Origin of the sequence: Nocardia sp. CA-151230 (assembly GCF_050942175.1) — a bacterium.
Lineage (GTDB): Bacteria > Actinomycetota > Actinomycetes > Mycobacteriales > Mycobacteriaceae > Nocardia.
Genome location: NZ_CP192061.1, coordinates 2,070,743 through 2,097,731, shown reverse-complemented (window position 1 = coordinate 2,097,731; position 26,989 = coordinate 2,070,743). Strand labels below are relative to the sequence as shown.

General features: G+C 66.1%; 24 protein-coding genes and 1 pseudogene. 10 read left to right on the top strand and 15 right to left on the bottom strand.

The genetic code is table 11. From position 1 onward, the window contains the following. The first annotated feature begins 155 nt into the window (after positions 1-155). Together ACQP1O_RS09405 and ACQP1O_RS09400 are read left to right on the top strand one after the other, a co-directional pair. Positions 156-572: a hypothetical protein gene (locus ACQP1O_RS09405; RefSeq protein ID WP_433565445.1), complete on the top strand. Its 417-nt coding sequence runs from the start codon at positions 156-158 to the stop codon at positions 570-572. Positions 573-584: 12 nt separating this feature from the next. Further along, entirely contained in the window at positions 585-980 is a 396-nt protein-coding gene (locus tag ACQP1O_RS09400; RefSeq protein WP_433565444.1) for an endonuclease domain-containing protein, read from the top strand. A gap of 88 nt (positions 981-1,068) precedes the next feature. Here ACQP1O_RS09400 and ACQP1O_RS09395 read toward each other — a convergent pair whose 3' ends face one another. Genes ACQP1O_RS09395 through ACQP1O_RS09385 form a run of 3 tightly spaced genes read right to left on the bottom strand, consistent with a single transcriptional unit; the run spans position 1,069 to position 3,082 of the window. Continuing rightward, on the bottom strand, positions 1,069-1,947 hold the full coding sequence (locus ACQP1O_RS09395; protein ID WP_433565443.1) for an alpha/beta fold hydrolase: 879 nt from the start codon (positions 1,945-1,947) through the stop codon (positions 1,069-1,071). A 44-nt stretch (positions 1,948-1,991) separates the two neighbouring features. After that, positions 1,992-2,204 (bottom strand): DUF397 domain-containing protein, encoded by a 213-nt coding sequence (locus tag ACQP1O_RS09390; protein ID WP_433565442.1) that lies wholly within the window; start codon positions 2,202-2,204, stop codon positions 1,992-1,994. Further along, positions 2,201-3,082 carry a helix-turn-helix domain-containing protein gene (locus ACQP1O_RS09385; protein ID WP_433565441.1) on the bottom strand — a complete coding sequence of 294 codons (882 nt, stop codon included), beginning with the start codon at positions 3,080-3,082 and terminating at the stop codon, positions 2,201-2,203. The genes ACQP1O_RS09390 and ACQP1O_RS09385 overlap by 4 nt, the downstream gene beginning before the upstream one ends. 171 nt (positions 3,083-3,253) lie before the next feature. Here ACQP1O_RS09385 and ACQP1O_RS09380 point away from each other — a divergent pair, with 171 nt between their 5' ends. Next, positions 3,254-3,475: a hypothetical protein gene (locus ACQP1O_RS09380; RefSeq protein WP_433565440.1), complete on the top strand. Its 222-nt coding sequence runs from the start codon at positions 3,254-3,256 to the stop codon at positions 3,473-3,475. Positions 3,476-3,529: 54 nt separating this feature from the next. Then, positions 3,530-4,414, top strand: a complete 885-nt coding sequence (locus ACQP1O_RS09375; RefSeq protein ID WP_433565439.1) for an HNH endonuclease — start codon at positions 3,530-3,532, stop codon at positions 4,412-4,414. Positions 4,415-4,535: 121 nt separating this feature from the next. Here the strand turns inward: ACQP1O_RS09375 and ACQP1O_RS09370 are convergent, their stop codons facing one another. The 3 genes from ACQP1O_RS09370 to ACQP1O_RS09360 all read right to left on the bottom strand — a co-directional run bounded on the left by ACQP1O_RS09370 (position 4,536) and on the right by ACQP1O_RS09360 (position 9,830). Continuing rightward, complete coding sequence (locus ACQP1O_RS09370) at positions 4,536-7,505, bottom strand: Z1 domain-containing protein (protein WP_433565438.1); 2,970 nt, start codon at positions 7,503-7,505, stop codon at positions 4,536-4,538. Further along, positions 7,502-9,043 (bottom strand): ATP-binding protein, encoded by a 1,542-nt coding sequence (locus tag ACQP1O_RS09365; RefSeq protein WP_433565437.1) that lies wholly within the window; start codon positions 9,041-9,043, stop codon positions 7,502-7,504. Before ACQP1O_RS09365 ends, ACQP1O_RS09370 begins: the two co-directional genes overlap by 4 nt. 91 nt (positions 9,044-9,134) lie before the next feature. Continuing rightward, complete coding sequence (locus ACQP1O_RS09360) at positions 9,135-9,830, bottom strand: TetR/AcrR family transcriptional regulator (RefSeq protein ID WP_433565436.1); 696 nt, start codon at positions 9,828-9,830, stop codon at positions 9,135-9,137. Positions 9,831-9,881: 51 nt separating this feature from the next. Here ACQP1O_RS09360 and ACQP1O_RS09355 point away from each other — a divergent pair, with 51 nt between their 5' ends. Continuing rightward, positions 9,882-10,652, top strand: coding sequence for an SDR family NAD(P)-dependent oxidoreductase (locus tag ACQP1O_RS09355; RefSeq protein WP_433565435.1), 771 nt, complete (start codon positions 9,882-9,884; stop codon positions 10,650-10,652). A gap of 205 nt (positions 10,653-10,857) precedes the next feature. After that, on the top strand, positions 10,858-11,157 hold the full coding sequence (locus ACQP1O_RS09350) for a hypothetical protein (RefSeq protein WP_433568025.1): 300 nt from the start codon (positions 10,858-10,860) through the stop codon (positions 11,155-11,157). A 139-nt stretch (positions 11,158-11,296) separates the two neighbouring features. Here the strand turns inward: ACQP1O_RS09350 and ACQP1O_RS09345 are convergent. The 4 genes and pseudogenes from ACQP1O_RS09345 to ACQP1O_RS09330 all read right to left on the bottom strand — a co-directional run. After that, a pseudogene (locus tag ACQP1O_RS09345) lies at positions 11,297-11,548 on the bottom strand (Uma2 family endonuclease); the annotation flags it as partial. 234 nt (positions 11,549-11,782) lie between these two features. Next, a complete protein-coding gene (gene ilvC, locus ACQP1O_RS09340) occupies positions 11,783-12,784 on the bottom strand; it encodes a ketol-acid reductoisomerase (protein ID WP_354837986.1) in 1,002 nt (333 codons plus the stop codon). Between the two features lie 110 nt (positions 12,785-12,894). Then, the gene (gene ilvN, locus ACQP1O_RS09335) at positions 12,895-13,398 is read right to left on the bottom strand and encodes an acetolactate synthase small subunit (protein WP_040860049.1); all 504 of its coding nucleotides are present in this window, start codon (positions 13,396-13,398) and stop codon (positions 12,895-12,897) included. Continuing rightward, a complete protein-coding gene (locus ACQP1O_RS09330) occupies positions 13,395-15,353 on the bottom strand; it encodes an acetolactate synthase large subunit (protein WP_433565434.1) in 1,959 nt (652 codons plus the stop codon). The genes ilvN and ACQP1O_RS09330 overlap by 4 nt, the downstream gene beginning before the upstream one ends. Before the next feature lie 371 nt (positions 15,354-15,724). On the opposite strand from ACQP1O_RS09330, the gene ACQP1O_RS09325 reads away from it, so the two are divergent. The 3 genes from ACQP1O_RS09325 (at position 15,725) to ACQP1O_RS09315 (ending at position 18,573) form a co-directional block, all read left to right on the top strand. Then, positions 15,725-16,270 (top strand): PH domain-containing protein, encoded by a 546-nt coding sequence (locus tag ACQP1O_RS09325; protein WP_433565433.1) that lies wholly within the window; start codon positions 15,725-15,727, stop codon positions 16,268-16,270. 145 nt (positions 16,271-16,415) lie between these two features. Then, positions 16,416-18,257, top strand: a complete 1,842-nt coding sequence (gene ilvD, locus ACQP1O_RS09320) for a dihydroxy-acid dehydratase (RefSeq protein WP_433565432.1) — start codon at positions 16,416-16,418, stop codon at positions 18,255-18,257. A gap of 16 nt (positions 18,258-18,273) precedes the next feature. Then, positions 18,274-18,573 (top strand): hypothetical protein, encoded by a 300-nt coding sequence (locus ACQP1O_RS09315; protein ID WP_433565431.1) that lies wholly within the window; start codon positions 18,274-18,276, stop codon positions 18,571-18,573. Positions 18,574-18,884: 311 nt separating this feature from the next. Here ACQP1O_RS09315 and ACQP1O_RS09310 read toward each other — a convergent pair whose 3' ends face one another. Further along, positions 18,885-19,754, bottom strand: coding sequence for a DoxX family protein (locus ACQP1O_RS09310; protein ID WP_433565430.1), 870 nt, complete (start codon positions 19,752-19,754; stop codon positions 18,885-18,887). Positions 19,755-19,889: 135 nt separating this feature from the next. On the opposite strand from ACQP1O_RS09310, the gene ACQP1O_RS09305 reads away from it, so the two are divergent. Next, positions 19,890-21,038: a PQQ-dependent sugar dehydrogenase gene (locus tag ACQP1O_RS09305; protein ID WP_433565429.1), complete on the top strand. Its 1,149-nt coding sequence runs from the start codon at positions 19,890-19,892 to the stop codon at positions 21,036-21,038. A gap of 103 nt (positions 21,039-21,141) precedes the next feature. Here the strand turns inward: ACQP1O_RS09305 and ACQP1O_RS09300 are convergent, their stop codons facing one another. The 4 genes from ACQP1O_RS09300 to ACQP1O_RS09285 form a co-directional block, all read right to left on the bottom strand. After that, entirely contained in the window at positions 21,142-21,966 is an 825-nt protein-coding gene (locus tag ACQP1O_RS09300) for a MerR family transcriptional regulator (RefSeq protein ID WP_433565428.1), read from the bottom strand. A 169-nt stretch (positions 21,967-22,135) separates the two neighbouring features. Then, positions 22,136-23,650, bottom strand: a complete 1,515-nt coding sequence (gatB, locus tag ACQP1O_RS09295) for an Asp-tRNA(Asn)/Glu-tRNA(Gln) amidotransferase subunit GatB (protein WP_433565427.1) — start codon at positions 23,648-23,650, stop codon at positions 22,136-22,138. Positions 23,651-23,675: 25 nt separating this feature from the next. Beyond that, positions 23,676-26,171 (bottom strand): FtsX-like permease family protein, encoded by a 2,496-nt coding sequence (locus ACQP1O_RS09290; RefSeq protein ID WP_433565426.1) that lies wholly within the window; start codon positions 26,169-26,171, stop codon positions 23,676-23,678. Continuing rightward, positions 26,168-26,953 carry an ABC transporter ATP-binding protein gene (locus ACQP1O_RS09285; RefSeq protein WP_433565425.1) on the bottom strand — a complete coding sequence of 262 codons (786 nt, stop codon included), beginning with the start codon at positions 26,951-26,953 and terminating at the stop codon, positions 26,168-26,170. The genes ACQP1O_RS09290 and ACQP1O_RS09285 overlap by 4 nt, the downstream gene beginning before the upstream one ends. Positions 26,954-26,989 lie beyond the last annotated feature (36 nt).

The following is a 26,989-nucleotide window of genomic DNA, read 5'->3' as shown; positions in this document are numbered from 1 at the left end:
CACTCCACTGTGTTCTCGCGGTCGCCTGCCGCAGCGTTCCCGACCACCGCCGCAGGGACGTGCTGATTCTCCACAGCCTGGCAGGCATCCACAGACTCGGCATATCCCCAGCTCGACCACACGGCGCGGTCCCGGCTACTCGGCATCCTTACTGGATGATTCGTTCGCACGCTGAACTCCTCGCGGAAGGCGTCCCCGCCAGCACGATCAACGACCGATCCCGACGCGGCGTCTACACGCGACTGCTCCCGGGCGTGTATTCCCTCGGCACTCCAACGACTCTCGACCGATGCCATGCCGTGGTCAGGTGGCAGCCCCGCGCGGTCCTCAGCCACCGAACCGCGGCCTGGCTGCACGGATTCCTCCCTGATGAGCCGGCCAGCGTCGAGGCGACCATCCCGAGAGGCGCCGACCGCACCACCCCCGCATGGCTGCGGCTCTACCGCCGGCAACTCCGCCCCGACTGGATCGACGAACGCTACGACCTCCCACTCACAACCGCGGCCTTGACCGTGTTCGACTGCGCCTCTGTCCTTCCCGAGCCGGAGGCCGATGCGCTGATCGACCTGTAGGTGGGACGCCGGGTGGCCGGACAGGCCTTGCTCGACCTGTGCGAATCCCACCTCCGCGGTTCCGCGACCATCCGTAAACAACTGCGCGAAGCCGCGATCCACGCGGCTTCGGAACCGGAACGCCTGTTCGCGCGAGCCATGAACCGCCGAGGCATCCGCCTACTCTGCAACCACCCGATCGGCCCCTACCGCTGCGACTTCGTCGACGAACGCTCGCATACCGTCATCGAGATCGACGGTCGCGAGTTCCACAGCGAGTCGAGCGCATTCCGCAGAGACCGCCGTCGCCAGAACGAACTGCTGCTCGGAGGATGGCTGGTGCTGAGGTACGCGGCCGCGGATGTGTATCAATCCGTCGACAGCTGTGCGAACGAGGCGGCAGCCGTGATCAAACGACGCAGACACTGATCCGGCATAACCCCGCACTTTCCCCACCACACACCATCATTCCGATCGAATTCCACCCACTTGTGCGAGCTCATGCCAGTCCCCGCACCTACCCGGTCTCCCCCGCCAACCCGATCAACCGCGCCCGCACCAATTCAGGCCGCTCATCAACGATGAAATGCCCACACCCCTCGACCAACTCCAGCGTGTAGTCATCCGCCCGAGCCGTCTCCGCCGCGGCGAGCGAGTAGTGCACCGCCGAGTCGTCCTTCCCGAACAGCGCCCGAACCGGCACAGTGGCCCGCCGAGTCTCCGGATTCCGCACCGACGCCGGCACCTCCTTCAGCAGGAACGTCCGATAGGTGTCAGTAGCAGTCCGAGCCACCACCGGATCCCGGTACCTGTCCGCGAAGACCTTGATGGTGCCCGCATCCATCGCATGCCCCTCCGAGGTGGCAGCCCCGAACAGCCACTCCAGGAACCGAGTCCGCCGCTGCAACGGCACCCCCACACTCGCCATCAACGGCTGATAAGCCAACAACCGCCAAGCCTGCCGAGCCACATCCCGTTTCGGCGCCCAAGGATGCGCCATGTTCAGCACCAGAAATCCCCTGAACCTCTCAGGCTCCCGAAGCACCATCCGATACCCGACAAACCCACCCCAGTCATGCCCTACCAACAGCACGTCCTTGTCGAGGCCCATCGCGTCCATCAGCGCAAGGAGATCAGAGGCAACATCATCCTTGGCCCACCGATGCGGCGCCGCCCCCGACCACCCATACCCCGGCAGATCCGGCGCAATGATCCGCAAGCCCTCCGGCGGATCGGCCAGCAGATCCCGATACGTGTAGTGATGCTGCGGCCACCCATGCAACGCCAGCACAGGCACCCCCTCCCCCGCCTCCGTCACATGGAATCGAACCCCCCGAGCCTCGACAAAGCTCCGACGAACACCAGGGATAACGGGCGGATCCTGATCAGCAGCCATAGCCCACGCTAACGCGCCCGGCGCGCCAAATCGTGGAAGTCGACCTAAGCCTGCTTCAAAGTCAGCTTTCCGCGCACGACACCTGCAACAAACGCGTCCCACTGCCCCGGTGTGAAGATCAGCGCGGGACCGCTGGCGTTCTTCGAATCACGAACCCCGACCGAACCGTCTCGCAGATGTGCTGTCTCGACACAGTCAGCCTTGTCGCCGCTATAGCTGCTCTTGATCCATTCGGCCCCGGAAAGGTCGTCAGTCACGCTGAAAACTCCTTTGCCACCTGCCGCAGCAGGTTACGACTGGCCGCCTCGTCCAGCGCTGCCTGTTGCAGGCTATCGAGAACCCGATAGTACCGCCGCACATCGCCGTCCTTCTCCAGGTACATACACCCGATGAAGGTCTCCAGATACACCACGGGAGGCCATACGCGTTCGCCTCCGCCATCTTCTTCGAACTCGAGAATCGCGAACTGCCCCACGGGATCACCGACCGGCGCTCCTGCCTTGAACGACAGCACTCGGACCGAAACGCTCGGCAACTTGCCAATCTCGGCGAGACGCCTCAATTGAGCAGCCATCACCACCGGACCGCCCACGTTGCACCGCAGCGCTGCCTCGTGGAGAACGACGTCGAGCGATAAGGGCTGATACCTCCGAGATACCGTCGCCTGCCGCCGCATCCGTAGCTCGACTCGACGCTCATGCTCCACAGCCGTCTCATCGGGCTTCACAGCTCGAATGAGCGCGCGAGCGTACTCGGGGATCTGCAGCAGCCCAGGAACAAGCGCCGGCTGGTAGGTCGTCAACTTCCGAGCCGCGGTCTCGAGTCCGACATACACGTCGAAGTTGGCCGGTATCACGCTGCCGTACTCATGCCACCAACTGGTCTCCGCCGCCTGACGAAGCAACCCGACCATGGCCTCTGCGGTGTCGCCGGCTATCTCCAGAACTTCGCAAATTGCTTGCAGATCACGAACTTTCAGCCTGGTAGGTATCCCGCTCTCCAGTCGCTGCAACACCGAGGTACTGACATCCGCAGCCTTCGCCACCCGATCCTGCGACATCCCCAGCGCGCTCCGCGCCTCCCGCAAAAACCGCCCGAGCTGCCGCCTGGGCAAGGTCGAGCCAGTCTCCGACATGCCGTGCTTCCTCATAAACATGCACCCGTACTGGGTGACGCGGACGCCCAAACTGCCAGCGGTCCAGGGCTTTCGACAAGAAGTCACTGGTTTACCCAGTTCAGGGTAACCACCCACCCACTCGAGTGATGCACTTTCTACATAACCCATCCCAACACCAAGGAGCCCACCATGTTCGACCAACTCACCATCGGAGCCTGGGTAATCACCACCGCCGACTGCCCAGTCCGTTTCGTCCTCAACCCCCAAGACCACCGCGTCACCCTCATCCTCGGCGACACCCACCGAGAGTTCGAGATCTGCCTGGACGCAGCGACTCTCGCCACGATCCTTCACCACGGCACGCAAGCCCTGGCCAGGATCTCAGCCAGCACAGCAGACACGGCGCACTGAAACGCATCCGTTGAAGATCATCTCTTCGGGTTCAGTCCATGACAGACTTTCTCCATGGACAGGGATGCCGAGGCCATCCTCCGCGAGGAGATCTTCCTACACCTGGAGGAGTTGGTCGGTGACACCGGAGTCGTTACCCGCGAACAACTGTGGGACTTCACTCTGAACGGTGCGACTCACCGCCTCATCGACCGCAACCGCGGCATCCGCAACCCAAAGGACATGCTGGCCACTTTGTCGATCCTGTCCGATCCCAAGGGCAAGTATGCCGACGAAGAACTACAAGACTCACTCTTCGCCTACGCCTACCGCGAGGGCAGCGTGAACGGCGACAACAAGAAACTCCGGGCTGCTCTAGACCTCGACCTACCGCTCCTACTACTCCGGAAGATCGCCGACGGCGTCTTCGTCCCCGTGCCGCGTGTATACGTCGTCGCCGACGACCAGGAGAACCGACAGTTTCTGATCGCCCTTCATGACAGCCTCCGCTTGGTCGAGAACCCTCTCGAACTCCAGCCCCTGGAACGCGAATACGTCGAACGGGTGACCAAACAGCGACTGCACCAACCCGAGTTCCGAGGCCGAGTCCTCCGCGCCTACGAATGCCGCTGCGCCGTCTGCCATCTCAAGCACGCCAAGCTCCTCGATGCCGCCCACATCATCGCCGACGGCAAGCCGAACGGCACCCCGACCGTCGACAACGGATTGAGTCTGTGCAAGATCCACCACGCGGCATATGACGAGAACTTCCTCGGGATTACACCTGGTTACCAGATACGTATCAACCAATCTCTCATGGACGAGATCGACGGTCCGATGCTCCGTCATGGCCTACAAGAAATGAACGGCCGACAGCTGTTTACGCCAGCGAGAGGCAAGGACAAACCCAGTTCCGACCGCCTGGCTGTCAGGTTCGCAGAATTCGAGGCCGCAAGCTAGCCGCGGTTCGCTAGCGTTGAGAGTACGGAGCTATGACCCGGAAGGCAGCGCCGATCGTGTCCATGGACAGTTCGAGCGGCCTCCGCACTCACGCGGTGACGACGGGGCGACTAATCCGTGTTCAATCATTCTCGTCGTGAGGAACATCGACAATGACCGCGTCCGTGGAGTCGATGGTCCTGAACCGAATTATGCGATCGTCGTAGCCGCGGGCTGATGCGGGCGCGACGAAGCCGAAGCCAATGACCAGCTTGCCCGGGTCGATGTGGCCCTCGGGGGAAATGTCTGCGCTGTAGCGTGGTTCGACTACCGGGTAGAGCATGACAGTGCCGCGGCCGTCGGCTGCCAGGGATTCAGTGTTGAGGTCGCCGGAGTCCGGGAGACCGCCTGCTACACGCATCGCGATGCTGCGATGGCGGCTGGTACTGATGGCGCCGAAGAGAGGGTCGCGGCGGCGGACTCGTTCCCAGCGGGTGAAGCTGCGGCCGGTGGCGCCGAGGGCAACCTCTCTAGTTGCGCCGCGCATTGTTTGCGGGGCCAGGACGATCCACTCGTCGACAGCGGCTGCGGGGCCGCGGGTGATGGCAGTGAGGTACTCGATGTGAGGGTCGAATTGTCCCAGGGTGAGCCAGCGCATCTCTCGGATGATGTCGAGAAACTCCGCGGGTTCGAGCCGGCCGGTCAGGGCGGTGACTCGGTGGACGATGCCCTTCTCTGGAAAGTGGTATGCGTAATCGGTTGTGGCAGTGGATAGTCGATCGAAGATTGGGCTCCAGAGGTTGGTGTTGTGTCGGAGATCAACGGATCGGCTCGGGTAGCCGAACGGTTCACGCCATAGTCCGGGAGAGCGGATTTCAACGAGTCGGGCGTTGTACATCTTGTTCGCGCTGGTCGGTTTCAGCAGAGGTAGGTGTTGAGAGACCAAAGGCGGCACCTGGGCAGGGGTGACCTGTGGAACGCCGTCGACCATGACCGCGTACTGCTCGAGCTCGCGGCGGAACGATTCCTCATCCATGCATACGGACTCGAAGGCTTTGTACAGGTCGATGTCCTGCTTGCCGTGCTCCTCTTCGCGGCCGATATACAGCCGTACCAGATCTCGATAGCCCTCGCGGAAGCCGAACCAGCGGCCCATCTGCATCAATGCCGAGGCATTGGTCGAACGGCGGCGGAAGTAGGAGACCGTCAGGCCCTCGACGGTGAAGCCGCGGGAGAGTTTCTGGCCGCCGATCAGGATCTTCCAGATCGGACGGCGGTCGAAGTCGGCTTCGCCGGTTTCGATGTCCTTGTCGCCGTTCACAACGATGATGGGCTTCTGATCCGCGCTGATGTTCATGACAGCGGGGCCCACGTAGGGCATCAGCTGGTCATAAGTGTCGGGTATTCCATAGCCGGCGGCGCGAACCGCGGAGACCGGAGCGATGTCCGATTCGAAGAGTGTGCGGAGGCGAGCGTGCCCCGGGGAGCTGGAATAGCCTGCCTGCCACCACAATTTGGTGATACGGCTGAGGAGTTCGCGATGGGACTCGACCCAGTTGGATTCGTGGATGAGCATGGTGTGGTGGCGGAAGTAGTCTTCGCCCAATACATCTCGGTCCCGGCGGAAGAGTTTCATCGCCGCGGTCAGGACGTACATGTCGATCGCGCGCTCGAGTGGCTCGGTGTCGTCCTCATCGCTGACCACGACGTCCCGGACATGGGCCATCTCGTTGGAGGTCGCATAGGTGCGCTGCTCATCCGGGTCGTCGGAATCGAAGTCGTGGAAGTCGCTGGCGCCCATGTACCCCTCGGGTCGGGGTAGGGAGATGATGAAGTCTTTGGGGAAGATATCGGCGGTGTCGCTGGGGTCGATGAAGACGTTGGCGTACGGGGTGGCCGTGTAGCCGACGTACTGGGCCCGCGGGAGCAGGGTGAGAAGTTCGGAGATCTTTTGATTGATCGCTGTGCGGTCGGCGTCGGGCTTCGGGCGGGAGGTATTGACCGAGGCTTCGTCGGATTCGTCATCGATGATGAGGACCGGGATCTCCGACAATGGCGTGCGAATCTTCTTGAGATCCTTGACCAGTTTGCCGAGCACGGACTTGTTCTTCTTCACCACCATCAACCGTGCGGCGGACCGGTGCAGGTTGCGGGCGTCGTAGAGCGGGACCGCCGGTTCCTGCTTCTCGAACTCCAGCGCAGTGATGCCTTGCAACAACGCCTTGTAGTCATCGTGACGGGTGGTCAGGCGCACGATGTCGAAGCCGCCCAGAGCCGATGGACGGTCGCCGAATTCGACGAACTTGCGCTGCAGCCACTCTGGGTCGTCGTAGTAGTCGGAGTCGTATTCGCTGCCGCCGCCCATGATGTTCTCGCGCCCCACCAACTCCTTGTCGAGGCGACGTTGGGTCTGGTCGCGCAAGAGGTTCAGCGTTCCGCCGAGCACGATGATCAGGCGGTAACCAGCATCCATCGCTTTTGCGATAACGCCGGTGAAGTTGGCGGTCTTGCCGGATTGGACGTAGCCGACAACCAACCCCTTCGACTGATAGGCGTCCGGGCGGGTGGGATCGGCAAGTCGCTCGACCACACTATCGGCGGCGAGATCGACGCCGGCGACTGCTTCCTCCGACCAGCCCTTCTTCGACAACAGTGCGCTGTACCGCGGCCAATACCATTCCCGCCCGTGCTTGGATTCGACTGTGCGCCAAGCCTTGAAGTCTTTGCTGATCACGACCGGCCCGGGGACCAGGGGCACCGGGCAGACGGTGTCCAGCAGCTTTGCCGTCTCTTCCTCGACGGCAAGCTCACGGTAGATGTCGGCGCGTCGTTCTTCTGTCCGGGGCGAAGCAGCCGACCACAGTGGGTTCTCCGTGAAATCCCACTGCACCAACTGCTTTCGCCACATTTCAACCAGCTGATCACCGGCCTCCGCGGCACGCAGCGCCTGCTGGAAGTCCGCCTCGAAGGCATACTGTGCGGTGCCCGAAAGGTCTTCAGCTTGATATTCCATCGCACGCACCAGCCGCTTCGGCTTACTGCCTGAAAGGTCGGCGAGCACTGCATGGTGTAGGGCGATACGCGGCGCGGCATCCGGTGTATGCACGGTCATTCCCCATCCCGATCGCTGAGGCTATCCATTTCCGCCCGCGCAGCGACCACCAATACCGACTGCCACAGCTGCAGTTTGTCCCTGTCCCGAGGGCCGATTCGTTCCCGTTGGAACACCTCGTTGACCATCAGGTAGAGCATCGATTTGATCATCGGGGCGTCGTTCACCCCGCCGCGGCGCCCGCCCAGAACAGCCGGGCGATAGCGCTGGTTCAACAGGATTCGGCGACCTTCGCGATCCAGTTCGAAAAAGGTGTCACCCTCGACCACGTCCCAGCGGATGCTGATGGGGTCCTCCCCCGGCAAGGTCGGTAGTTCCTCCGAAAGTACCTCCCGCACAGTGGGATCGAGACCCTTCCCCGCCGGAATCACAGGCTTGCGCTCGACGCCCGTGCGGCGCCGCGCCTCCCGGTAGGTGTTGTCCGCGGCAGTCAGGTAGCCGGCGAAGGTGCGACCAGTGTCGTCGGTCGTATTCTCCAGTGCCGCAATGAACTCCGGCGAGATATCGACGCCGTCCTTCTTGACGGTGAGTCGGAATACGTCACTGGACACCGGGGGCAGTTCCACCGCCACACGCGCCAAGGCCAGATGCTGTTCGGGCTGACGGAAATTGTTCCAGCCGCCCGCCTGCACGAGGCGATCGTTGCGATACAGGTAGAAACCCTGGGTATCCAGCAATGATCCGATTCCGCGGAACTGGGCCACGGTGGACTTGGGTGGCCAGATATGCGTCTGGAGCGGCACGACGCCTACCGACGGCACCTCGACCTTGAAGGTGCGCGGGTACTCGGGGTTGCCCGTCACCGGGTAACCGAACGGGTCCACCGGCAGCACACCATAATTCATCACCACCATGCCGGTGGCGATGTCCTCGACTGCGATGGTGATGTTGAAATCACCGCGCGCCAGGAACCGGTGCAACTGCAAACCCAGATGCATACCCAGCTTGCTGACGGTGCGAGCGAGGTAGCGTTCGGTCTGTTCAGGTCCGCCGTTGCGTGGGAAATCCTTGACCCCGTCCCAGCGAACTACGGTGCCATTCCATTCGATCGGCTGACCACCGGAATAACGGTCGATGAGCGACTGGGCGTACCCGGGTTCCACAATGTCGCATTGAAAGCCGTCTTTCGCATGCTCCATCATCCAGCGTCGACCGGCCGGACGGCTCGTCTTGGTGCGACTGACCACCGTCACCGCGGCAGCGTGGCTGAGCGAGGCCGACTTCAAGCCGGTCCCGAACATGCCGAGCGCGCCCTGGCGATAGTTTCGGCGGCCGCCCACCGTCATTGCGACATCGAGCTCGCTCTCGGTCATCCCGCTGCCGTTGTCGATGATCAGCAGACTGGTCAGGCGATCGCCGTCTCGCAGGAAGTGGATGACAACATCACTGGCACCGGCGTCGATCGAGTTGTCGACCAAATCGGCTACGGCAGCCTCGAATCCGTAACCCTGGCTGGTGAGGGCCTCCATGTAGCGGGGGTCCGGCGGAAGATGCTTCGTCCCAGCGGTGGGGACATCGAACTTCCACTCTTCCGCCATGATCACCCCTGCTCGAGAACGCCGACGAGAACTCTAGCCAGAGATTCGCGGAGGGCCCGGGAGCGTTACGGATCGACCGAGAGTGACCGATTCAGTGACCGATTCCGCCGGCGAGGGCGTGGAGCGCATGGACGGCGAGGTCGGCGGGGGATCCATCCCCACTGGTCGGTCCATTATCGGATGCCCACTGCTCGATCGCGATTCGGATCGCACCGGCGGCGGCCGCGGCAAGAAGGCGGAGGCGCAAAGGATCTGCTTCACCGTCTGCCAGATCGGTCAGCACACGGAGCAATTCGCGTTCGCCTTCGAGGTTGATGCGGTGCCAAACCGTGCGGAGAGTCGGGTCGTCATCCATTGCGTGGATGAGTCCGCGCGTGATTTCGAGGTCTTCGGGAGCACCTTCGAACGTCAGGGACGATCGGGCCGCCGCCTCGAGTTCCGGCAGGGTGGGCAGACGTCGCGGGCCCGAGGCGACGATCTCCAACCACCGTTGGGCGCCCGCCGCGAGCATCGGCTCGACTGCTTCTTCCTTGGTCCGCGAGTAGCGGTAGAAGGTGCGGAGGGCTACGCCGGATTCGGAGGCTATTTGGTCGGCGGTTACCTCGGAGGTGCCGTGAGCTGCGAACAAGCGGGCTGCGGTTCGGGCTATGTCCATGCGGGTTTCTTGTTTGCGGCGTTCCGCGAGGGTGGGGCGCGGGAGGGGTTGGGCGGACATTTTCACCTCCTTCGGGCGGGCTCGTTGGGACAATCCTAGTTGACGGGATGCCACGATGGCATGACGTGCCACACAGGCGTAGCGTGTCAGTGGAGGCTGAGAACCTACGTAAGGAGAACCGCAATGGAGCGTTTTGACGGCCGTCGAGTAGTGATCACCGGGGCGGGGTCGGGGATTGGGCGGGCTACTGTGCATCGGATCCTGGCCGAGGGTGGGCAGGTTGTCGGGGCTGATGTGAACGAGGCCGGGCTGGCGGAGACTGCCAAGCAGGCGGCGGAGAACGGGAATGGGGATCGGCTGACCACGCTGGTGGTGGATATCGCCGATGAGGCGTCGGTGAAGGCTGGGGTTGCGAACGCGGTCGAGGCGCTGGGTGGGATCGATGCGCTGATCAATGCGGCGGGGATTCTGCGGTCGGCGCATACGCATGAGATGCCGCTGGCTGATTTCAACAAGATCATTGCTATCAACCTGACCGGTACGTTCCTGATGATTCGGGAGGCGCTGCCGCAGCTGCTTGCCTCGGACAAGGGCGTGATCGTCAACTTCACTTCGACTTCCGCGTTCTTCGCGCACCCGTACATGTCCGCGTATGCCGCGTCCAAGGGCGGCATCATGTCCATGACGCACGCGCTCGCCGCGGAGTACTCCAAGCAGGGTCTGCGCGTGGTTGCCGTTGCGCCGGGGTCGATTTCGAGTGATATGACCTCCGGGCGTGGCCCGGGTCTGCCGGCGGATGCCGATCTGAGCCTGTTCATGAAGCTTGCGCCGGGTATCGGGCAGGGCTTCGCCTCGCCGGATACCGTGGCGGGCGTGGTCGCGATGCTGGCGTCGGATGACGGCGCGTTCATTACCGGCACCGAAATTCGGATCGACGGCGGCACGCACTACTGACCTTTCAGCACTCGGTTCGACACCCACAGAATCGAATCGAATCGCAGTTGCGAACGGCCCTGCGGGAGAATTCCTGCGGGGCCGTTGCCGTGCACCGGGTTTCGGGGTCGCTCAGGGTCTCGTGTCATACATGAGGACCATTCGGCCCTGAATTCACAGGGATTCGGATTCACAAACAGGCACGATTCGGGCACAGTTGCTGACCATGAAGTCGACATCTCTGCACCGGATCGCAGCCCGCGTGGCTGTCGCCGGTGCAATCGCCTTGGTTCCCCTTGCAGCAGTGACCATTCCGGCCTCGGCGGACGTTCCCCTGGACAACGCGCCCAGCGATGTGGCGTGGCCGCACCACCAGGACGGCTGGTGGGATCGCGACGATTGGCGCCACCGCCACGACCGTGACGACTGGGACCACGACCGCGACGACTGGAACCGGGGCTGGCGTCACGACAACGATGGCTGGTGGTGGCGCAATGCGCTGCCGGACAGCTTCGGCAGCTGGTAAACCCGAGACACGACGACACCTCGCGCGGTCCCCCCTCACGCGCGAACAGCGAAGGCCCGCCAGAAGGAATCCTGGCGGGCCTTCGTTTGATGCCGATATCCGTATCGACGGTGTCCTTCGAGGCCACCTCGATCACGAGCTGGATGTGTTCTCGCACGGTGTTGACGTCGTATGGCTCGCAGTCACAGACCATCATGTCGGGGTACCGGACATTCAGCCGACGTTCGGCACGCTGATCTTCGGAGTCCGGAAGTCGAACCGCGACATCGGAATCCACCACGAGGCACGGTCCGGACGGGTGTCGCGCGGCTTCGATCGTAGATGCCAGTCGACGCACCACTCGGCTGTGCGCGCCACTCTGGGACATCGGTCTGACGAGCCGACCGTCCACGATCTCGATGTCACCGGCGGTCTCGCCGAACGCATCCGGTTCGGCGGCGAGAAACTCCTCGGCCGTCAGATACCGGCTCTCATCTGCGGGCGATACGGTCACCGGCACCTCTCAGATCAAGCCAATGAATACCGAGGACATCGCCGTCGTAGTCCGCTGCACGCCAACGACCTGGTGACATGAAACGACCCGCCGGACACGGGGTCCGGCGGGTCGTCCGAAGTCGCGAAACCCTTAGGCGGTTTCGGTGATCGGGCGGTCGACCCAGCTCATCAGGCCGCGGAGCTTGGCGCCGGTGACCTCGATGGGGTGCTCGGCGTTGGCCTTGCGCAGGGCCTCGAGCTCCTTGTTGCCGCCCTCGACGTTGGCGACCAGGCGCTTGACGAAGGTGCCGTCCTGGATGTCGGTCAGGATCGCCTTCATGCGCTCCTTGGTGCCGGCGTCGATGACGCGTGGACCCGACAGGTAGCCACCGAACTCGGCGGTGTCGGAGACCGAGTAGTTCATGCGGGCGATGCCGCCCTCGTACATCAGGTCGACGATCAGCTTGAGCTCGTGCAGGACCTCGAAGTAGGCCATCTCCGGCGCGTAGCCGGCCTCGACCATGACCTCGAAACCGGTCTTGACCAGTTCCTCGGTGCCACCGCAGAGCACGGCCTGCTCACCGAAGAGGTCGGTCTCGGTCTCTTCCTTGAAGGTGGTCTTGATGACGCCCGCGCGGGTGCCGCCGATGCCCTTGGCGTAGGACAGCGCCAGCGCCTGGCCGGTGCCGGTCGGGTCCTGGTCGATGGCGATCAGGGCCGGAACGCCCTTGCCGTCGACGAACTGACGACGCACCAGGTGGCCCGGGCCCTTCGGGGCGACCATGCCGACGGTGACGTTGGCCGGAGCCTTGATCAGACCGAAGTGGATGTTCAGGCCGTGGCCGAAGAACAGCGCGTCGCCATCCTTCAGGTGCGGCTCGATGTCGTTGGTGAAGATCGAGGCCTGCGCGGTGTCGGGCGCGAGAACCATGATCACGTCGGCCCACTCGGCGACCTCGGCCGGGGTGCCGACGGTCAGGCCGGCCTCTTCGGCCTTGGCACGGGACTTCGAGCCCTCCTTGAGGCCGATGCGCACGTCGACGCCGGAGTCGCGCAGGCTCAGCGAGTGGGCGTGGCCCTGGCTGCCGTAGCCGATGACCGCGACCTTCTTGCCCTGGATGATCGACAGATCGGCATCGTCGTCGTAGAACATCTCGACTGCCACTTTGGGTGCTCCTTCTTGGATTCTGTGATTAAGCGTGGTGGATCCCGGCCGAAAGCATGCCGGGATGGCGGGCGGATGGCCGCCGCGGCGGCCGGTTACTAGCGAGTCGCGGTGATGGACTTGGGTCCTCGACCCACCGCGACAACTCCGGACTGCACGATCTCACGGATCCCGTAGGGCTCCATCATGCGCAGCAGCGCGTCGAGCTTGGAGCGGGTGCCGGTGGCCTCGATGGTCAGCGCGTCGGGCGACACGTCGATCACCTTCGCGCGGAACAGGTTGACGGCCTCGATCACCTGGGTGCGCACGCTGGCGTCGGCGCGCACCTTCACCAGGATCAGCTCGCGGGCCACGGAGCTGTCCGTGTCCTGCTCGACGATCTTGATGACATTGACCAGCTTGTTCAGCTGCTTGGTGACCTGCTCCAGCGGCAGATCCTCGACCGTGACGACGATGGTCATGCGCGAGATCTCCGGGATCTCGGTGCCGCCCACCGCGAGCGACTGGATATTGAAGCCACGCCGGGAGAACAGGCTGGCCACACGGGCCAGCACGCCCGGCTTGTCCTCCACCAGCACGGACAGGGTGTGGGTGGTGGTCATTCCTCGGTCCCCTTCTGGGAGGCACGCTCATGGGCGGCCAGCGAAGCCTTCTCGTGTGACATCGCCTCGTGGATCACGGCGGGCTCGGACGCCGACTCGTCGTCGTCGAACAGCGGGCGGATACCGCGCGCGGCCATGATTTCGTCGTTGGAGGTGCCGGCGGCGACCATCGGCCACACCTGCGCGTCCTTGCCGACGATGAAGTCGATCACCACGGGCCGGTCGTTGATCGACTGCGCCTCGCGGATCGCGGCCTCCACGTCCTCTTCCTTCTCCACGCGAATGCCGTGGCAGCCCAGGGCTTCCGCCAGCTTCACGAAGTCGGGGATGCGCAGGGTGTGGGTGCCCAGGTCGGTGTTGGAGTAGCGCTGCTCGTAGAACAGGGTCTGCCACTGCCGGACCATGCCCAGGTTGCCGTTGTTGATCAGCGCTACCTTGATCGGCACGCCCTCGACGGCACAGGTGGCCAGCTCCTGATTGGTCATCTGGAAGCAGCCGTCACCGTCGATGGCCCAGACCTCGCGGTCCGGCATGCCCATCTTGGCGCCCATGGCGGCCGGCACGGCGTAACCCATGGTGCCCAGACCACCGGAGTTCAGCCAGGTGCGCGGCTTCTCGTACTTGATGAACTGCGCGGCCCACATCTGGTGCTGGCCGACGCCGGCACAGTAGATGGCGTCGGGACCGGCCATCTGGCCCAGCTTCTCGATCACGAACTCCGGCGACAGCGAACCGTCGGACGGGGTCTTCCAGCCCAGCGGGTAGCTGTCGCGGACACCGCTCAGGTAGTTCCACCACTCGGTCAGATCCAGCAGCGGAGCCTTGCCCGCGGCGGCCGGGTCGGCCTTGAGGGTCTCGATCAGCTCGGTGATGACCTCGCGGCAGTCGCCCACGATCGGCACGTCGGCGTGGCGGTTCTTACCGATCTCGGCCGGGTCGATGTCGGCGTGGATCACCTTGGCGTTCGGCGCGAACGAGTCCAGCTGGCCGGTGACGCGGTCGTCGAAACGCGCGCCCAGGGTGATCAGCAGATCCGAACGCTGCAGTGCCGCAACGGCTCCCACGGTGCCGTGCATACCCGGCATGCCCATGTTCAGGGTGTGGGTGTCGGGGAACGCGCCGCGCGCCATCAGGGTGGTGACCACCGGAATGCCGGTCAGCTCGGCCAGTTCCAGCAGTTCCTCGTTGGCGTCGGCCTTGATGACGCCGCCGCCGACGTACAGCACCGGAGCCTTGGCATCCATGATCATCCGGGCGGCCTCGCGCACCTGCTTGCCGTGCGGCTTGGTGACCGGACGGTAGCCGGGCAGCTTCATCTCCGGCGGCCAGGAGAAGGTGGTCTGCGCCTGCAGCACATCCTTCGGGATGTCGACCAGCACCGCGCCCGGGCGGCCGGTGGAGGCCAGGTGGAACGCCTCGGCGATCATCCGCGGGATGTCGATCGGGTCGGTGACCAGGAAGTTGTGCTTGGTGCACGCCATGGTGATGCCGGAGATGTCGGCTTCCTGGAAGGCATCGGTGCCGATCAGCGAGCGGCCGACCTGACCGGTGATGGCCACCAGCGGCACCGAGTCCATCTGCGCGTCCGCGATCGGGGTGACCAGGTTGGTCGCGCCCGGACCGGACGTGGCCATGCACACACCCACCTTGCCGGTCGCCTGCGCGTAGCCGGTCGCGGCGTGACCCGCGCCCTGCTCGTGGCGGACCAGCACGTGGCGGACCTTGGTGGAATCGAACAGCGGGTCGTAGACAGGAAGAATCGCACCGCCCGGAATTCCGAATACCGTGTCGACGCCGAGCTCCTCGAGGGAACGGACGACCGACTGCGCGCCGGTGACCCGCTCGGGCGGGACCTGGCGGCGGTTCGGGGTTGCGGCCGGAGCCGCGGTCGGCTGAGTGGCCGAAGGCGCGGGCCTGCGGGCCGAGGGCCCGGGCCGGGCGGTAGGTGCGCTCACCGTCTTGGTTCCTTACTTGTAGTTCCAGTCCGTGGGACTTGCCTGAACACAAAAAAGCCCCCGACAGCCAGTGGCTGTTCGAGGGTGGCGCGTCGCAGCTGCGAGCTGACGTAAATGACCTACAGTCGTCGGCTCAGCGCTGGACGCGCCGGCCGATTACGAGCAACTCGGTTCGATTCACGCGCTCGACGGTATGCGCGCGTGAGTCGTCCGGTCAAACAGCTGACCTATTGGGTCTCATTATGTGAGACAGTGCGGTTGATCGGGTCCGTTCTCCGTGATGCAAGGATGGGGGTGTGTCCTCACAGCATCAGTCCGTGCCACCTGCTCGATCGTCCCACACGCCCGAGTCCGAATCGGATGCGGGTCGCGTGATCCGCATCCCCCGGCTCGCTCACCTCGGGGTGTTCATCCTGCTGTTCTGCGTGGCCTTCGCGTTCTTCGGGTGGCCGCAGGTGCTGTGGATCCTGTTCGCCATCCCGGCCGCCGTGGTGGTGTGGATCGAGCGGACCCGAACGACCGTCTCGGACAATGGCGTCGACACGCGCACCCTGTTCGGCGGGCGGCACATCGACTGGGCCGACGTGCGCGGGCTGCGCATCCCCAAGCGGGGGTATCTACAGCTGCATCTGGCCGACGACTCCGATGTGACGCTGCCCGCGGTGGGGTACAACCGGCTGGCGGATCTCGTCGCCGCCTCGGGTGGACGCATCCCGGATCCGTTCGTGGAGCCCGAGGAATTCGTGGAGCCCGAGGAAGAGGAGGAAGAGGACAAAGCCGGTGAAGCTGCGGCCGAAACCACCGAGGCTGGGTCCGAATCCAGCGAGGCTGTGTCCGAAACCACGGCGCGCGAGGCCGAACCCAACGAGCCGGCGGCCGAATCCACCGAGCACGAGGCCGATTCCGGCAAGTCGTAGGCGTTTCGGGGTTGCAGAGTTCTTACCGGCGGTGATCGAGGTCATGGCGCGGGAGTAACGTTGAGGCCCGCCGGAGAACGTCGCGAGACGTACTTCTGGAGAGTCGCTCAACAGCCCACTGCGACACGACCCGAGGACCTGACCAATGCCACCGCTTCGCTCACGCACCACCACCGCCGGCCGCAATGCCGCGGGCGCTCGCGCCCTCTGGCGCGCGACCGGTCTCACCGACTCCGACTTCGGGAAGCCGATCGTCGCCATCGCGAACTCCTACACCCAGTTCGTCCCCGGCCACGTGCACCTGAAGGACGTCGGCGAGATCGTGGCCGAGGCGGTCCGGGCGGCCGGCGGCGTGCCGCGCGAATTCCACACCATTGCCGTGGACGACGGCATCGCCATGGGTCACGGCGGCATGCTGTACTCGCTGCCCTCGCGCGAGATCATCGCGGACTCCGTGGAATACATGGCCAACGCGCACACCGCGGACGCGCTCGTGTGTATCTCCAACTGCGACAAGATCACTCCCGGCATGCTGAACGCCGCCATGCGGCTCAACATCCCGGCCGTGTTCGTCTCCGGCGGTCCGATGGAGGCCGGTAAGGCCGTGGTCGTCGGCGGCGTGGCCCAGGCCCCGACCGACCTGATCACCGCCATCTCCGCCAGCGCCTCGCCGAACGTCACCGAGGACGGGCTCACCGAGGTCGAGCGCTCCGCCTGCCCGACCTGCGGCTCCTGCTCGGGCATGTTCACCGCCAACTCCATGAACTGCCTCACCGAGGCGCTGGGCCTGGCGCTGCCGGGCAACGGCTCCACGCTGGCCACCCACGCCGCGCGCCGGGCGTTGTTCGAGAAGGCCGGGCGGGTCATCGTCGATATCGCCACCCGCTGGTACCGCGACGATGACGCCTCGGTGCTGCCGCGGAACGTGGCCAATGCCAAGGCCTTCCGCAATGCCATGGCGCTCGATGTGGCCATGGGCGGTTCCACCAACACCGTGCTGCACACCCTCGCCGCCGCGCAGGAGGGTGAGATCGAGTTCGATCTGCAGACCATCGACGAGATCTCGCGTCGCGTGCCCTGCCTGTCGAAGGTGTCGCCGAACTCCGACTACCACATGGAGGACGTCCACCGCGCCGGTGGCATCCCCGCCATCCTGGGCGAGCTGCGCCGCGCCGACCTGCTCGAGACCGACGTGACCACGGTGCACACCGTGTCCTTCGACGAGTGGCTCGACACCTGGGACATCCGCTCCGGCAAGGCTTCCGAGGAAGCCGTCGAACTGTTCCACGCCGCGCCCGGCGGGGTGCGCACCACCGTGCCGTTCTCCACCGAGAACCGCTGGTCCTCGCTCGACACCGACGCCGAGGGCGGCTGCATCCGCGACAAGGAGCACGCCTACACCGTCGAGGGCGGGCTGTGCGTGCTGCGCGGCAATATCGCCCCGGACGGCGCGATCCTGAAGACCGCCGGTATCGACGAGGACCTGTTCACCTTCGAAGGCCCGGCCGTGGTGGTCGAATCCCAGGAGGAGGCGGTCTCGAAGATCCTGGGCAAGGAGATCCAGCCCGGCGACGTGGTCGTGGTCCGCTACGAGGGTCCCTCCGGCGGCCCGGGCATGCAGGAGATGCTGCACCCCACCTCGTTCCTGAAGGGCGTCGGCCTGGGCAAGGTCTGCGCGCTCATCACCGACGGCCGCTTCTCCGGCGGCACCTCGGGCCTGTCCATCGGCCACATCTCCCCGGAGGCGGCCAGCGGCGGGTCCATCGGCCTCATCGAGAACGGTGACCGCATCCGCATCGACGTGCACACCCGCGCGCTCGAATTGCTGGTCCCCGAAGACGTCCTCGCGGACCGCCGCGTGAAAATGGAAGCGTCCGAACGGCCTTGGCAGCCCGTGAACCGCGAGCGCCCGGTGACGACCGCACTGCGTGCCTACGCCGCGCTCGCCACCTCCGCCGACAAGGGTGCCGTCCGGCGCGTGCCGTAATCAAGAAAGCAAGGGAATGACAATCGAATACATCGGCAAGGCCGACTCCATGCTTGCCGACTACACGGCCATGCTCCAGCGCTCGGACGCCCGCAATGCCGAAGCCAAAGCGCTGCTCGCCGAGGCCGAGGAGCTGGCCGCCGAGGTCCGGGAACTCGACCACGCCGAGTTCATGGCGACGCCGGACGAGCAGGTGCGGATCAACCAGCACCGGGCGATGCTGCACCAGGAGATCGACATCAAGTCCGGCCGGGTCCTCCAGCTCCACCAGGAGACCTTCCAGGAATGGGAATCCTGGACCACGCGTCAGTGGTGAAAGGTGGTGGGGGCAAACCCCCCACCACCCCCGGAGAGGATTTGTGGGGGGCAAGCCCCACACCCCCGAAGCGACTCGCGGGACATCCCGCACATCCGAAGGTCTCGCGGGACGACATCCCGCACGCCTGAAGGTCTCGCGGGCCATTCCCACGTCCGAAGGTCCCGCAGAACATCGACCACGCGCGGAAGGAATGCATGCGGAATTTCCGTGCAGCCCGATTCCGAGGGCCCTGGACATTCTGAATATCGAAGCGGCCGGATCGATCCGTTGGGATCGCTCCGGCCGCTCTGTGTTCGGGGTGGGGCGGGTCAGGCGAAGCCGGCTACGCCGGTGAGGGGGTTGCCGCCATGGAGATAGATGTAGGTGAGGAGGGCGGCGGCTATGGCGGCAGCGAAGGCGGCGAGAGAGCCCCAGGCGGGTCTGGTTGCCCAGCCGCGGTCGCGGTCGAAGGAGAGGCGGCCGGGGCCGGTGAGGATGAGGGCTGTGGTGATTCCTACCAGTACGGAATCGAGTTCTACCGAGTTGCCCTTGGCGGAGTATTGGAAGCCGGGGACCATGCCCTGTTTCCACATCCAGGCGTCGAGGATGACGGCGAGCAGGGCTCCGGCGGCGAGGGGGGTGGCAACGCCGAGGACGACCAGGATGCCACCGCCGAGTTCGCCGGTGATGAGGAGCGGGGCGGCGATGTCGACGTGTTTCCAGCCGCCGCTCTCCATGGAGGTCTTGATGCCGTCGTATCCGGGGCCGTGGAACCAGCCCGCGGCCTTCTGCAGGCCGTGGTAGATGAAGGTGCCGCCGATTACCAAGCGCAGCAACAGGAGTCCGAGGTCTACGGTGCCGCGGCGGTCGTCGCGGCGGCGGACGCGGCCGTTGCTGTCGGCGGGGCTGGGCGGCGCCGGCGGGATGCTGGCGAACGAGTAGGTCGGGGACGGCTCGGTGGTGGTGTCGGCCGCGCCGGGGATGGCGTTCTTGACCTGGTTGTAGAGCGGGACCTCGGGGTCGAGACCTAGTTCCTCGTCGGTGCGGGGCAGTTTCTCGGTGGTCTGGACGCCGGACATTGCGGGGAACTGTTCGGTCGGCGAATCGAAGGGGCTGCGGACCGGTCCACCGGCCGGTCGCGGAGCAGCGGGCGGCAGGTCGCCCGCCACGGCGGACGGCTCGTTCGGCTTGTCTGTCACCCGGGTCAGAGTATTAGCCGGACCCGCTCGGCACACAGCAGAACACGGGCGTGTCCACCGTCCGATTCGCGCCACGCCGGGGAATGGGACACCCCGTCCGAGCGTGGGCGGCAGGTTTTCCGTAACGTCTCAACCATGAGTTTGGTTGCCGCTGGCCGTGCCGGGGTGGGTGCGCGGAGAGTTGTGCTGGGCGTGACGCTCGGCGCCGTGCTGCTGTCCGGCTGCGCCCGCTTCGATGATCGTGCCTCGAGCCCGTTCACCACGGAGCCGACCTGGCAGGACGCCGAGCCCAGCACCACCACGCCGAAGGTGCCGCCGACCAATGCCAAGCGCCCCGATCTACCGTGCGTGGATCCTGATCTGGCCGTGGTGGTCTCGTGCCTGGACACCACCGCCGGCCTGGTCGCGCTGCCGGACGGCGGGAGCGCGCTGGTGGCCGAACGGACCACGGGGCGCGTTCTGAAGGTGGTCGCCACCGACGAGGGCGAACCGCCCGCGCCCATCGAGATCGCCCGGCTGGATGTGGATCCGGCCGGGGACGGCGGTCTCACCGGCCTGGCGCTGTCGCCCACCTTCACCGAGGACGGTCTGATCTACGCGTACGTGACCACCGGGGGCGACAACCGAGTGGTGCGCATCTCCACCGACGGCGGCGCGCCCAAGCCGATCCTGACCGGAATTCCGAAGGGGGTCAACGGCAATCGCGGGTCCATCGATTTCGCCTCGCAGAACCGCATGCTGGTGCTCACCGGTGACGCCGGCAACCCGTCGCTGGCGGCCGACACCAACTCGATGGCCGGCAAGCTGCTCAGCATCAGCTCCCCCGCACCCGGCGCCTCCGCCGATGTGGTGGTGACCGGTATCGGCGTGGCGGGCGGGGTGTGTTCGGACGGTAAGGATTCCATCTGGATCACCGACCGCACCGCCACCGAGGACCGGTTGCAGCGGGTCGGCCCCGACGGTGTCGCGGTGAAGGCCTGGACCTGGCCCGATCACCCCGGCGTGGCGGGCTGTGCCGCCGCCTCGGACGGGGTCGCGATCTCGCTGACCAACCAGCGGGCCCTGGCTCTCGCCACGGCCGACAAGAACACGCACGCCGTCACCGCGGCGCCCTCGCTGCTGGCCCAGGACAAGTACGGCCGCCTCGACGGCGCCACGCTGGGCGGCGACGGCAATATCTGGGTCGGCACCGTGAACAAGCCCGACGGCAATCCCAACCAGTACGACGACCGCGTGGTGCGGATCCCGCCGCCGTCCGCGGGCCAGGGCAACGGACCGGACTAGCCACCGGCTTTCACTGCGGCGCACAGCAACAGTTGTGCGCCGCAGTGTTTTTCGGGGAGAGCGTAGTCGACAGGACACCGGATGCCGGTCGGGGCCGAGCCGTTCACACGGCAGGGGTGACCGGCATTTGCAGTTCCACGACCCACCCGTCCGAGGTCGGATCCTCGGGCGCGTTGAGGTAGACCTCGCGGATGGGAGCATTGGGGGCGTAACGGTTCTCGTCGGCCCAGCGCCCCATGGCCTCGAAGGACACGCACAGTTCGGCCAGCTTCCCGCGATGAACCAGGGTCGCGGCCTGTGGAATCTCCGGCAGCAGGTGCAGGTCGAGGCTGCTGCCCGGCGCGGCGGTCCCCGCGACCTGATGCGCGACGTGCACGCGCAGACCTTCTTCGAGTTCTTCGTAGTACACGACGGGCGCGCCGGTGATGGTGAGCCCGGCCTCCGGAATCAGTTTCCCGAGCCGGGCGTAGATCCGCTCGATGATGGGCCCGACCGCGGCCTCCCCGGATTCGGCGGCAACCTCGCTCATTTCGGCGACGAGCGTGGCGGACAGCGGTTTCACGATGATTTCCTGCTCGGGCATGACACCCTCCTTCTCGATACGCAGGAGCCTCGCCTCGACGCTCGCGAGCCGTGCGGTGTCCGCGGCCACCTGATTGGCCAGCTGTGCGCGACGCAGTTGCAGCATGCCGTGCAACCGCTCCGCGGACAGCTGCCCGTCGAGGAGCTCGGCCACCTGGTTCAGGGTGAAGCCGAGTTCCTTCAACGCGACGATCCGGTTGAGCCGTGCGAGCTGTTCGGCCGAATAGAACCGATAGCCGCTGCACGGATCCACCTCGGACGGCGGCAGCAGTCCGATCTCGTCGTAGTGGCGCAGCATTCGCACCGACACCGATCCGAACCTGGCGAAGTCTCCGATACTGAACATGACCCCTCCAGGTTTAGGACCTCACACGGTGTGAGGGTCAAGCCCATGATCACTCGAGAGATCGGGGCGCGCGGCTGGTGCCGCGCGCCCCGATTCGAGAAGGTGGTGGGTGGGAGTCAGAACTGTGGTGCACGAGATCGGTCGTGCGCCACAGGGCGTTTCGGGTGTGTCAGCCTTCGACGCCGCAGGCCGCGAGGACCAGTTCGCGGACGCGGGCGGCGTCGGCCTGACCACGGGTGGCCTTCATGACGTCACCGACGACCTTGCCCGCGGCCTGCACCTTGCCGGAGCGGATCTTCTCCGCGATGTCCGGGCTGGCGGCGAGGGCCTTCTCGACCTCGGCCTGCAGCGCGGAGTCGTCGGAGACCATGCCCAGGCCCTTGGCCTCGACGATCTGACCCGGCTCGCCCTCACCGGCGAGGACGAAGTCGACGACCTGCTTGGCCACCTTGTTGTTGATGGTCTTGGCCTCGACCAGCCCGGCCACCTCGGCGACCTGCTTCGGGGTGATGGGCAGGTCCTCGAGCGCGACCTCGCGCTCCTTGGCCTTCTCGGTGAGGTAGGCGACCCACCAGGAACGGGCGGCATCCACGGACGAGCCCGCGTCGACGGTCGCGATGATCAGGTCCAGCGCACCGGCATTGACCAGGTCGCGGAACACCTCGGCGGACAGGCCCCAGTCGGACTGGATGCGGGCGCGGCGCAGCCACGGGTACTCCGGGATGGTGCCGCGCAGCTCCTCGACCCAGGCGGCGTCGGGTGCGATGGGCTCGAGGTCCGGCTCCGGGAAGTAGCGGTAGTCCTCGGCGGTCTCCTTGATGCGGCCGGGCGAGGTGGTGCCGTCGGTCTCGTGGAAGTGGCGGGTCTCCATCAGCACCGAGGCGCCGGAGGCCAGCACCGCGCCCTGGCGGCGCATCTCGAAGCGCACCGCGACCTCGACGCTCTTGAGCGAGTTCACGTTCTTGGTCTCGGTGCGGGTGCCGAATTCCTTGGCGCCCTTGGGCATCAGAGAGACGTTGGCGTCGCAGCGCAGCGAGCCCTGCTCCATCTTCACGTCCGAGACGGCCAGGGACTTGAGCACCTCGCGCAGCGCCGTCACGTACGCGCGGGCCACCTCGGGGGCACGTTCACCCGCGCCCTCGATGGGCTTGGTGACGATCTCGATGAGCGGCACACCGGCGCGGTTGTAGTCCAGCAGCGAGTGCGAGGCGCCGTGGATGCGGCCGGTCGCGCCACCGACGTGCAGCGACTTGCCGGTGTCCTCCTCCATGTGGGCCCGCTCGATCTCGACCCGGAAGATCGAGCCGTCATCGAGCACCACATCCAGGTGGCCGTTGGTGGCGATCGGCTCGTCGTACTGGCTGATCTGGTAGTTCTTGGGCTGGTCCGGGTAGAAGTAGTTCTTCCGCGCGAACCGGCCCCACGGGGTGATGGAGCAGTTCAGCGCCAGCCCGATGCGAATGGCGGACTCGACGGCCTTCTCGTTCACCACCGGCAGCGAGCCCGGCAGGCCCAGGCACACGGGGCACACCTGGGTGTTGGGCTCGGCGCCGAATTCGGTCGGGCAGCCGCAGAACATCTTGGTCGCGGTGCCCAGCTCGACGTGTACCTCCATGCCGAGCACCGGTTCGTACCGGTCGATGACATCGGAGTAGTCCATCAAGTCCACGGTCGCTGCGCTCATGCGCTCCATCCTATTTACTCGCCGATCAGTCCACGGCGATGGCCTCCACGATGGGCAGCCGCGCCGCGCGCAGGGCGGGCGGGATGGCCCCGAGCAGGGACAGTCCGAGCGCGATGACGGCGTAGGCCACCAGCAGTGGGCTGGCCTGATAGCGGATGTCCATGGCGATGGCGTGCCCGAGCGCGATGGTGGCCAGGTAGTGCACGGCCGAGCCCACCGCCAATCCGAGTGCCGCGCCCGTCACTCCGATACCGGCGGCCTCGGTGAGCACGGTGCGCAGCAGAAAGCGGCGGCTGGTGCCCATGGCCCGCAGCACCCCGAGTTCACGGCGGCGGTCCAGCACCGACAGCATCAACGTATTGAGCAGCGCGACCGCCGAGACCACGACCACGATCCAGAGGATGGCCGCGCTGATCGAGGTGCCCTGCCGGACACTGGACGAAATCGCGGTCACCGCATCGCGTCCGGTGCTGACGTGGATATCGGCCGGGACGGCGGCGCGCACGGCCGCCATCACCGCGGCATGGTCCGCGCCGGGCGCGAACTCGATGCCGATGATGGTCTCGCCCGGCCGCTGATACCACTCGCGCATGATGTTCAGGTCCAGCGCCACCACGCCCGCGATGGCGGAGAAGTAGGGCACCACCTTCAGCACCTGCACCCGGTGCTCACCGGTCGGGGTGGGCAGGGTCAGGTCGGACCCCTCGTGCACGCCGAGCGAGCGGGCCACATCCCGGGAGATGACGACGCCCGCACCGGCGGCCATGCGCGCCTGGTCGGCCTCACTCACGCTGTCCAGCACGGAGCTCCGGGCCACGCCGCCCTCGAAGGCCTGCAGCATGACACGGCCGCGGCCCAGGGTCGCGAAAGCCATTTGGGCGGAACCGACTCCGCCGACGCCGGGGATGGCGCTCAGTTTCTGTTTCAGGTCCGACGGCAGCAGCGGGCCGGTGGGGAACTGCTCCATGGCGGTCGGGCTGACGAACACGTCGGTGCGGGCCAGGCCCTCGAAACTGTCGGTCGCGGCGCTGACCATGTTCCGGCTGGCATTGCCGATGGCGACGATGGCGGTCACGCCGATCATGACGGTCATGACGGTGGCCCAGACCCGGCGCGGCGCGCGTTCGATGGTGGTCGCGCCCAGGGCGCCGGGCGCGCCGAAGAGCCGGGCCACCGCGGCGACCGCGCGCACGATGGGCTCGGTGGCGGCGAAGCACAGCACGACCGCACCGGCGATGGACAGCGAGATCGCCCCGATCGAGAGCCGGCCCAGGTCCGCCTCGGCCACGACCACGGCGCCCGACACGATGATCAGACCGAGAATCGCTGCGGCCCAGCGGATCACCGGCTTCACGGCGTCGGCCGCGCCGACGCCGACGGGGGCCAGCGCCTCGATCGGCGCCACCTTGTACACCTGGCGCGCGGCGATCGCCGCCGCCGCGACGCTGGCCAGCACGCAGGCCAGAATCGCCACCGGCACCGCGTAACCGGGCACCTCGTACTCGGTGCGGGACTCGACGGAGTTCACGATGGCGGCGGGCAGCTGCCGGATGGCGGTGCGGCCCATGAAGATTCCGATGATGGATCCGCTGATGGCGCCGAACAGGCCGAGGATCGCGGCCTCGACGAGCAGATCGCGCACCACGGGGCCGCGCTTGCCGCCCATGGCACGCAGCAGCGAGAGAGTCGGGCGGCGTTGCGCCACGGCCATACTCATGGCGTTGTAGATGAGGAACGAGGACACGATGAGCGCCGAGGCCGAGGAGGCCAGCGTCGAGTAGCGCACCAGCATCACCGCGCCGCCGGCCTGCGCGGTCCGCAGATCCGGATCGGCGACCACGGCCCGGCCGGCGATCGCCTCGGTGAGGTCCGAACGCAGTTGGCCCACATCGGTATTCGGTGCGGCGATGATCTGGACCGAGTCCAGCCGGCCCTCCCGCCCGGTGATCTTCTGCGCCACCGGCAGCAGCGCGATCGCGATGTGGCCGCCATTGATCTTGGCAGCGGTGGAGTCGTCGATGACGCCCGCGACGGTGGCCGTCACGGCGCCGAGCTGGAACTTGTCGCCCTCCTGATAGCCCATGGCCGAGCCGACCAGGACACCGTTGCCGACCGTGAGCAGTTTGCTCGCCTGAGCGGTCACCGTGCCGCCGAGGTCGCTGCCCAGCTGGGCGGCGGAGGGGTCCGCGCCGACCAGCAGGGCCCGTTTGTCGTCGGCCCCGATGGACTGCCGCACCATCGGCACCGCCGTGCCGACCCCGGGCACGGACCGGATCTGTTGCAGCAGTTGCTGATCGAAGCCCGCGTCGGTGATGCCGCTGACCTCCAGCACCGCCTTGCCGCCCAGGCTGTGGGTGAGCTTGTCCACCGAGCCGGTGATGGAGCCGGAGATGCTGAACACCGAAACCAGTAGTCCCGCGGACACTCCCATCACCACCATGGCCATGGTGGTGCGGCCGCGGTGGGCGAAGAGCTCACCGATATTGAACAGACGTAGCCGATCCAGCGCGGCGCGGATCATGCGTGCACCGCCCCGGCGTCGTCGGCGGGGACGTCACCGCCGGCGGCGGGCGCCGAACCGTTGCGGCCCGGCTCGGGAACGTTCCGCACCTCGCCGTCATCGCCGCGCTCGACCCGGTCGATGGACCCGATCTGCCCGTCGCGCAGGTTGATCACCCGGTCGCAGTAGCGCACCGCACCCATGTCGTGGGTCACCATGACCACGGAGTTGCCCTCCTTGGTGATGTCGGCGAGCAGCTGCAGGATCGAGGCGCCGGTCTTGGAGTCCAGGTTGCCGGTCGGTTCGTCGGCCAGGATCAGCGGCGGATCCATGATGAGCGCCCGCGCCACCGCGACCCGCTGCATCTGGCCGCCGGACAGTTCGGCCGGCCGGTGCTCGGCGCGCTCGCTGAGCCCGACCAGGTCGAGCAACTCCAGCGCGCGCGGCTTGGCCTTGCGCAATCCGGTGCCGTCCAGCAGCTTCGGGATGGCGACGTTCTCCCAGGCGGTCAGCGTGGGCAGCAGGTTGAAGAACTGGAAGACGAAACCGACGCGGTGCCTGCGGAATTCGGACTGACGGTCGTCGTCCAGGTCGCCGATCTCCTTGTCCTGGAATCGAATCGACCCGGTGTCCGGGGAGTCCAGCGCGCCGAGCAGGTGCAGCAGGGTGCTCTTGCCCGAACCGGAGGGACCGACGATGGCGGTGAACTCCCCCGCATCGATCCGCAGGCTGATCCCGTCCAGCGCGCGCACGGTCTGCTCGCCCACCCGGTATTCCTTGGTGACGTCGGTCAATTCCAGCATTGGTCGTTCCCCTCTGCAGATCAATACCAGCCGGTG

Coding starts and splice junctions, on each gene's coding strand:
- ACQP1O_RS09405 (WP_433565445.1), top strand. CDS start 156: ATGATTCGTTCGCACGCTGAACTCCTCGCGGAAGGCGTCCCCGCCAGC.
- ACQP1O_RS09395 (WP_433565443.1), bottom strand. CDS start 1,947: ATGGCTGCTGATCAGGATCCGCCCGTTATCCCTGGTGTTCGTCGGAGC.
- ACQP1O_RS09385 (WP_433565441.1), bottom strand. CDS start 3,082: ATGTCGGAGACTGGCTCGACCTTGCCCAGGCGGCAGCTCGGGCGGTTT.
- ACQP1O_RS09380 (WP_433565440.1), top strand. CDS start 3,254: ATGTTCGACCAACTCACCATCGGAGCCTGGGTAATCACCACCGCCGAC.
- ACQP1O_RS09375 (WP_433565439.1), top strand. CDS start 3,530: ATGGACAGGGATGCCGAGGCCATCCTCCGCGAGGAGATCTTCCTACAC.
- ACQP1O_RS09370 (WP_433565438.1), bottom strand. CDS start 7,505: ATGACCGTGCATACACCGGATGCCGCGCCGCGTATCGCCCTACACCAT.
- ACQP1O_RS09365 (WP_433565437.1), bottom strand. CDS start 9,043: ATGGCGGAAGAGTGGAAGTTCGATGTCCCCACCGCTGGGACGAAGCAT.
- ACQP1O_RS09355 (WP_433565435.1), top strand. CDS start 9,882: ATGGAGCGTTTTGACGGCCGTCGAGTAGTGATCACCGGGGCGGGGTCG.
- ACQP1O_RS09350 (WP_433568025.1), top strand. CDS start 10,858: ATGAAGTCGACATCTCTGCACCGGATCGCAGCCCGCGTGGCTGTCGCC.
- ilvC (WP_354837986.1), bottom strand. CDS start 12,784: ATGTTCTACGACGACGATGCCGATCTGTCGATCATCCAGGGCAAGAAG.
- ilvN (WP_040860049.1), bottom strand. CDS start 13,398: ATGACCACCACCCACACCCTGTCCGTGCTGGTGGAGGACAAGCCGGGC.
- ilvD (WP_433565432.1), top strand. CDS start 16,416: ATGCCACCGCTTCGCTCACGCACCACCACCGCCGGCCGCAATGCCGCG.
- ACQP1O_RS09315 (WP_433565431.1), top strand. CDS start 18,274: ATGACAATCGAATACATCGGCAAGGCCGACTCCATGCTTGCCGACTAC.
- ACQP1O_RS09305 (WP_433565429.1), top strand. CDS start 19,890: ATGAGTTTGGTTGCCGCTGGCCGTGCCGGGGTGGGTGCGCGGAGAGTT.
- ACQP1O_RS09300 (WP_433565428.1), bottom strand. CDS start 21,966: ATGTTCAGTATCGGAGACTTCGCCAGGTTCGGATCGGTGTCGGTGCGA.
- gatB (WP_433565427.1), bottom strand. CDS start 23,650: ATGAGCGCAGCGACCGTGGACTTGATGGACTACTCCGATGTCATCGAC.
- ACQP1O_RS09290 (WP_433565426.1), bottom strand. CDS start 26,171: ATGATCCGCGCCGCGCTGGATCGGCTACGTCTGTTCAATATCGGTGAG.
- ACQP1O_RS09285 (WP_433565425.1), bottom strand. CDS start 26,953: ATGCTGGAATTGACCGACGTCACCAAGGAATACCGGGTGGGCGAGCAG.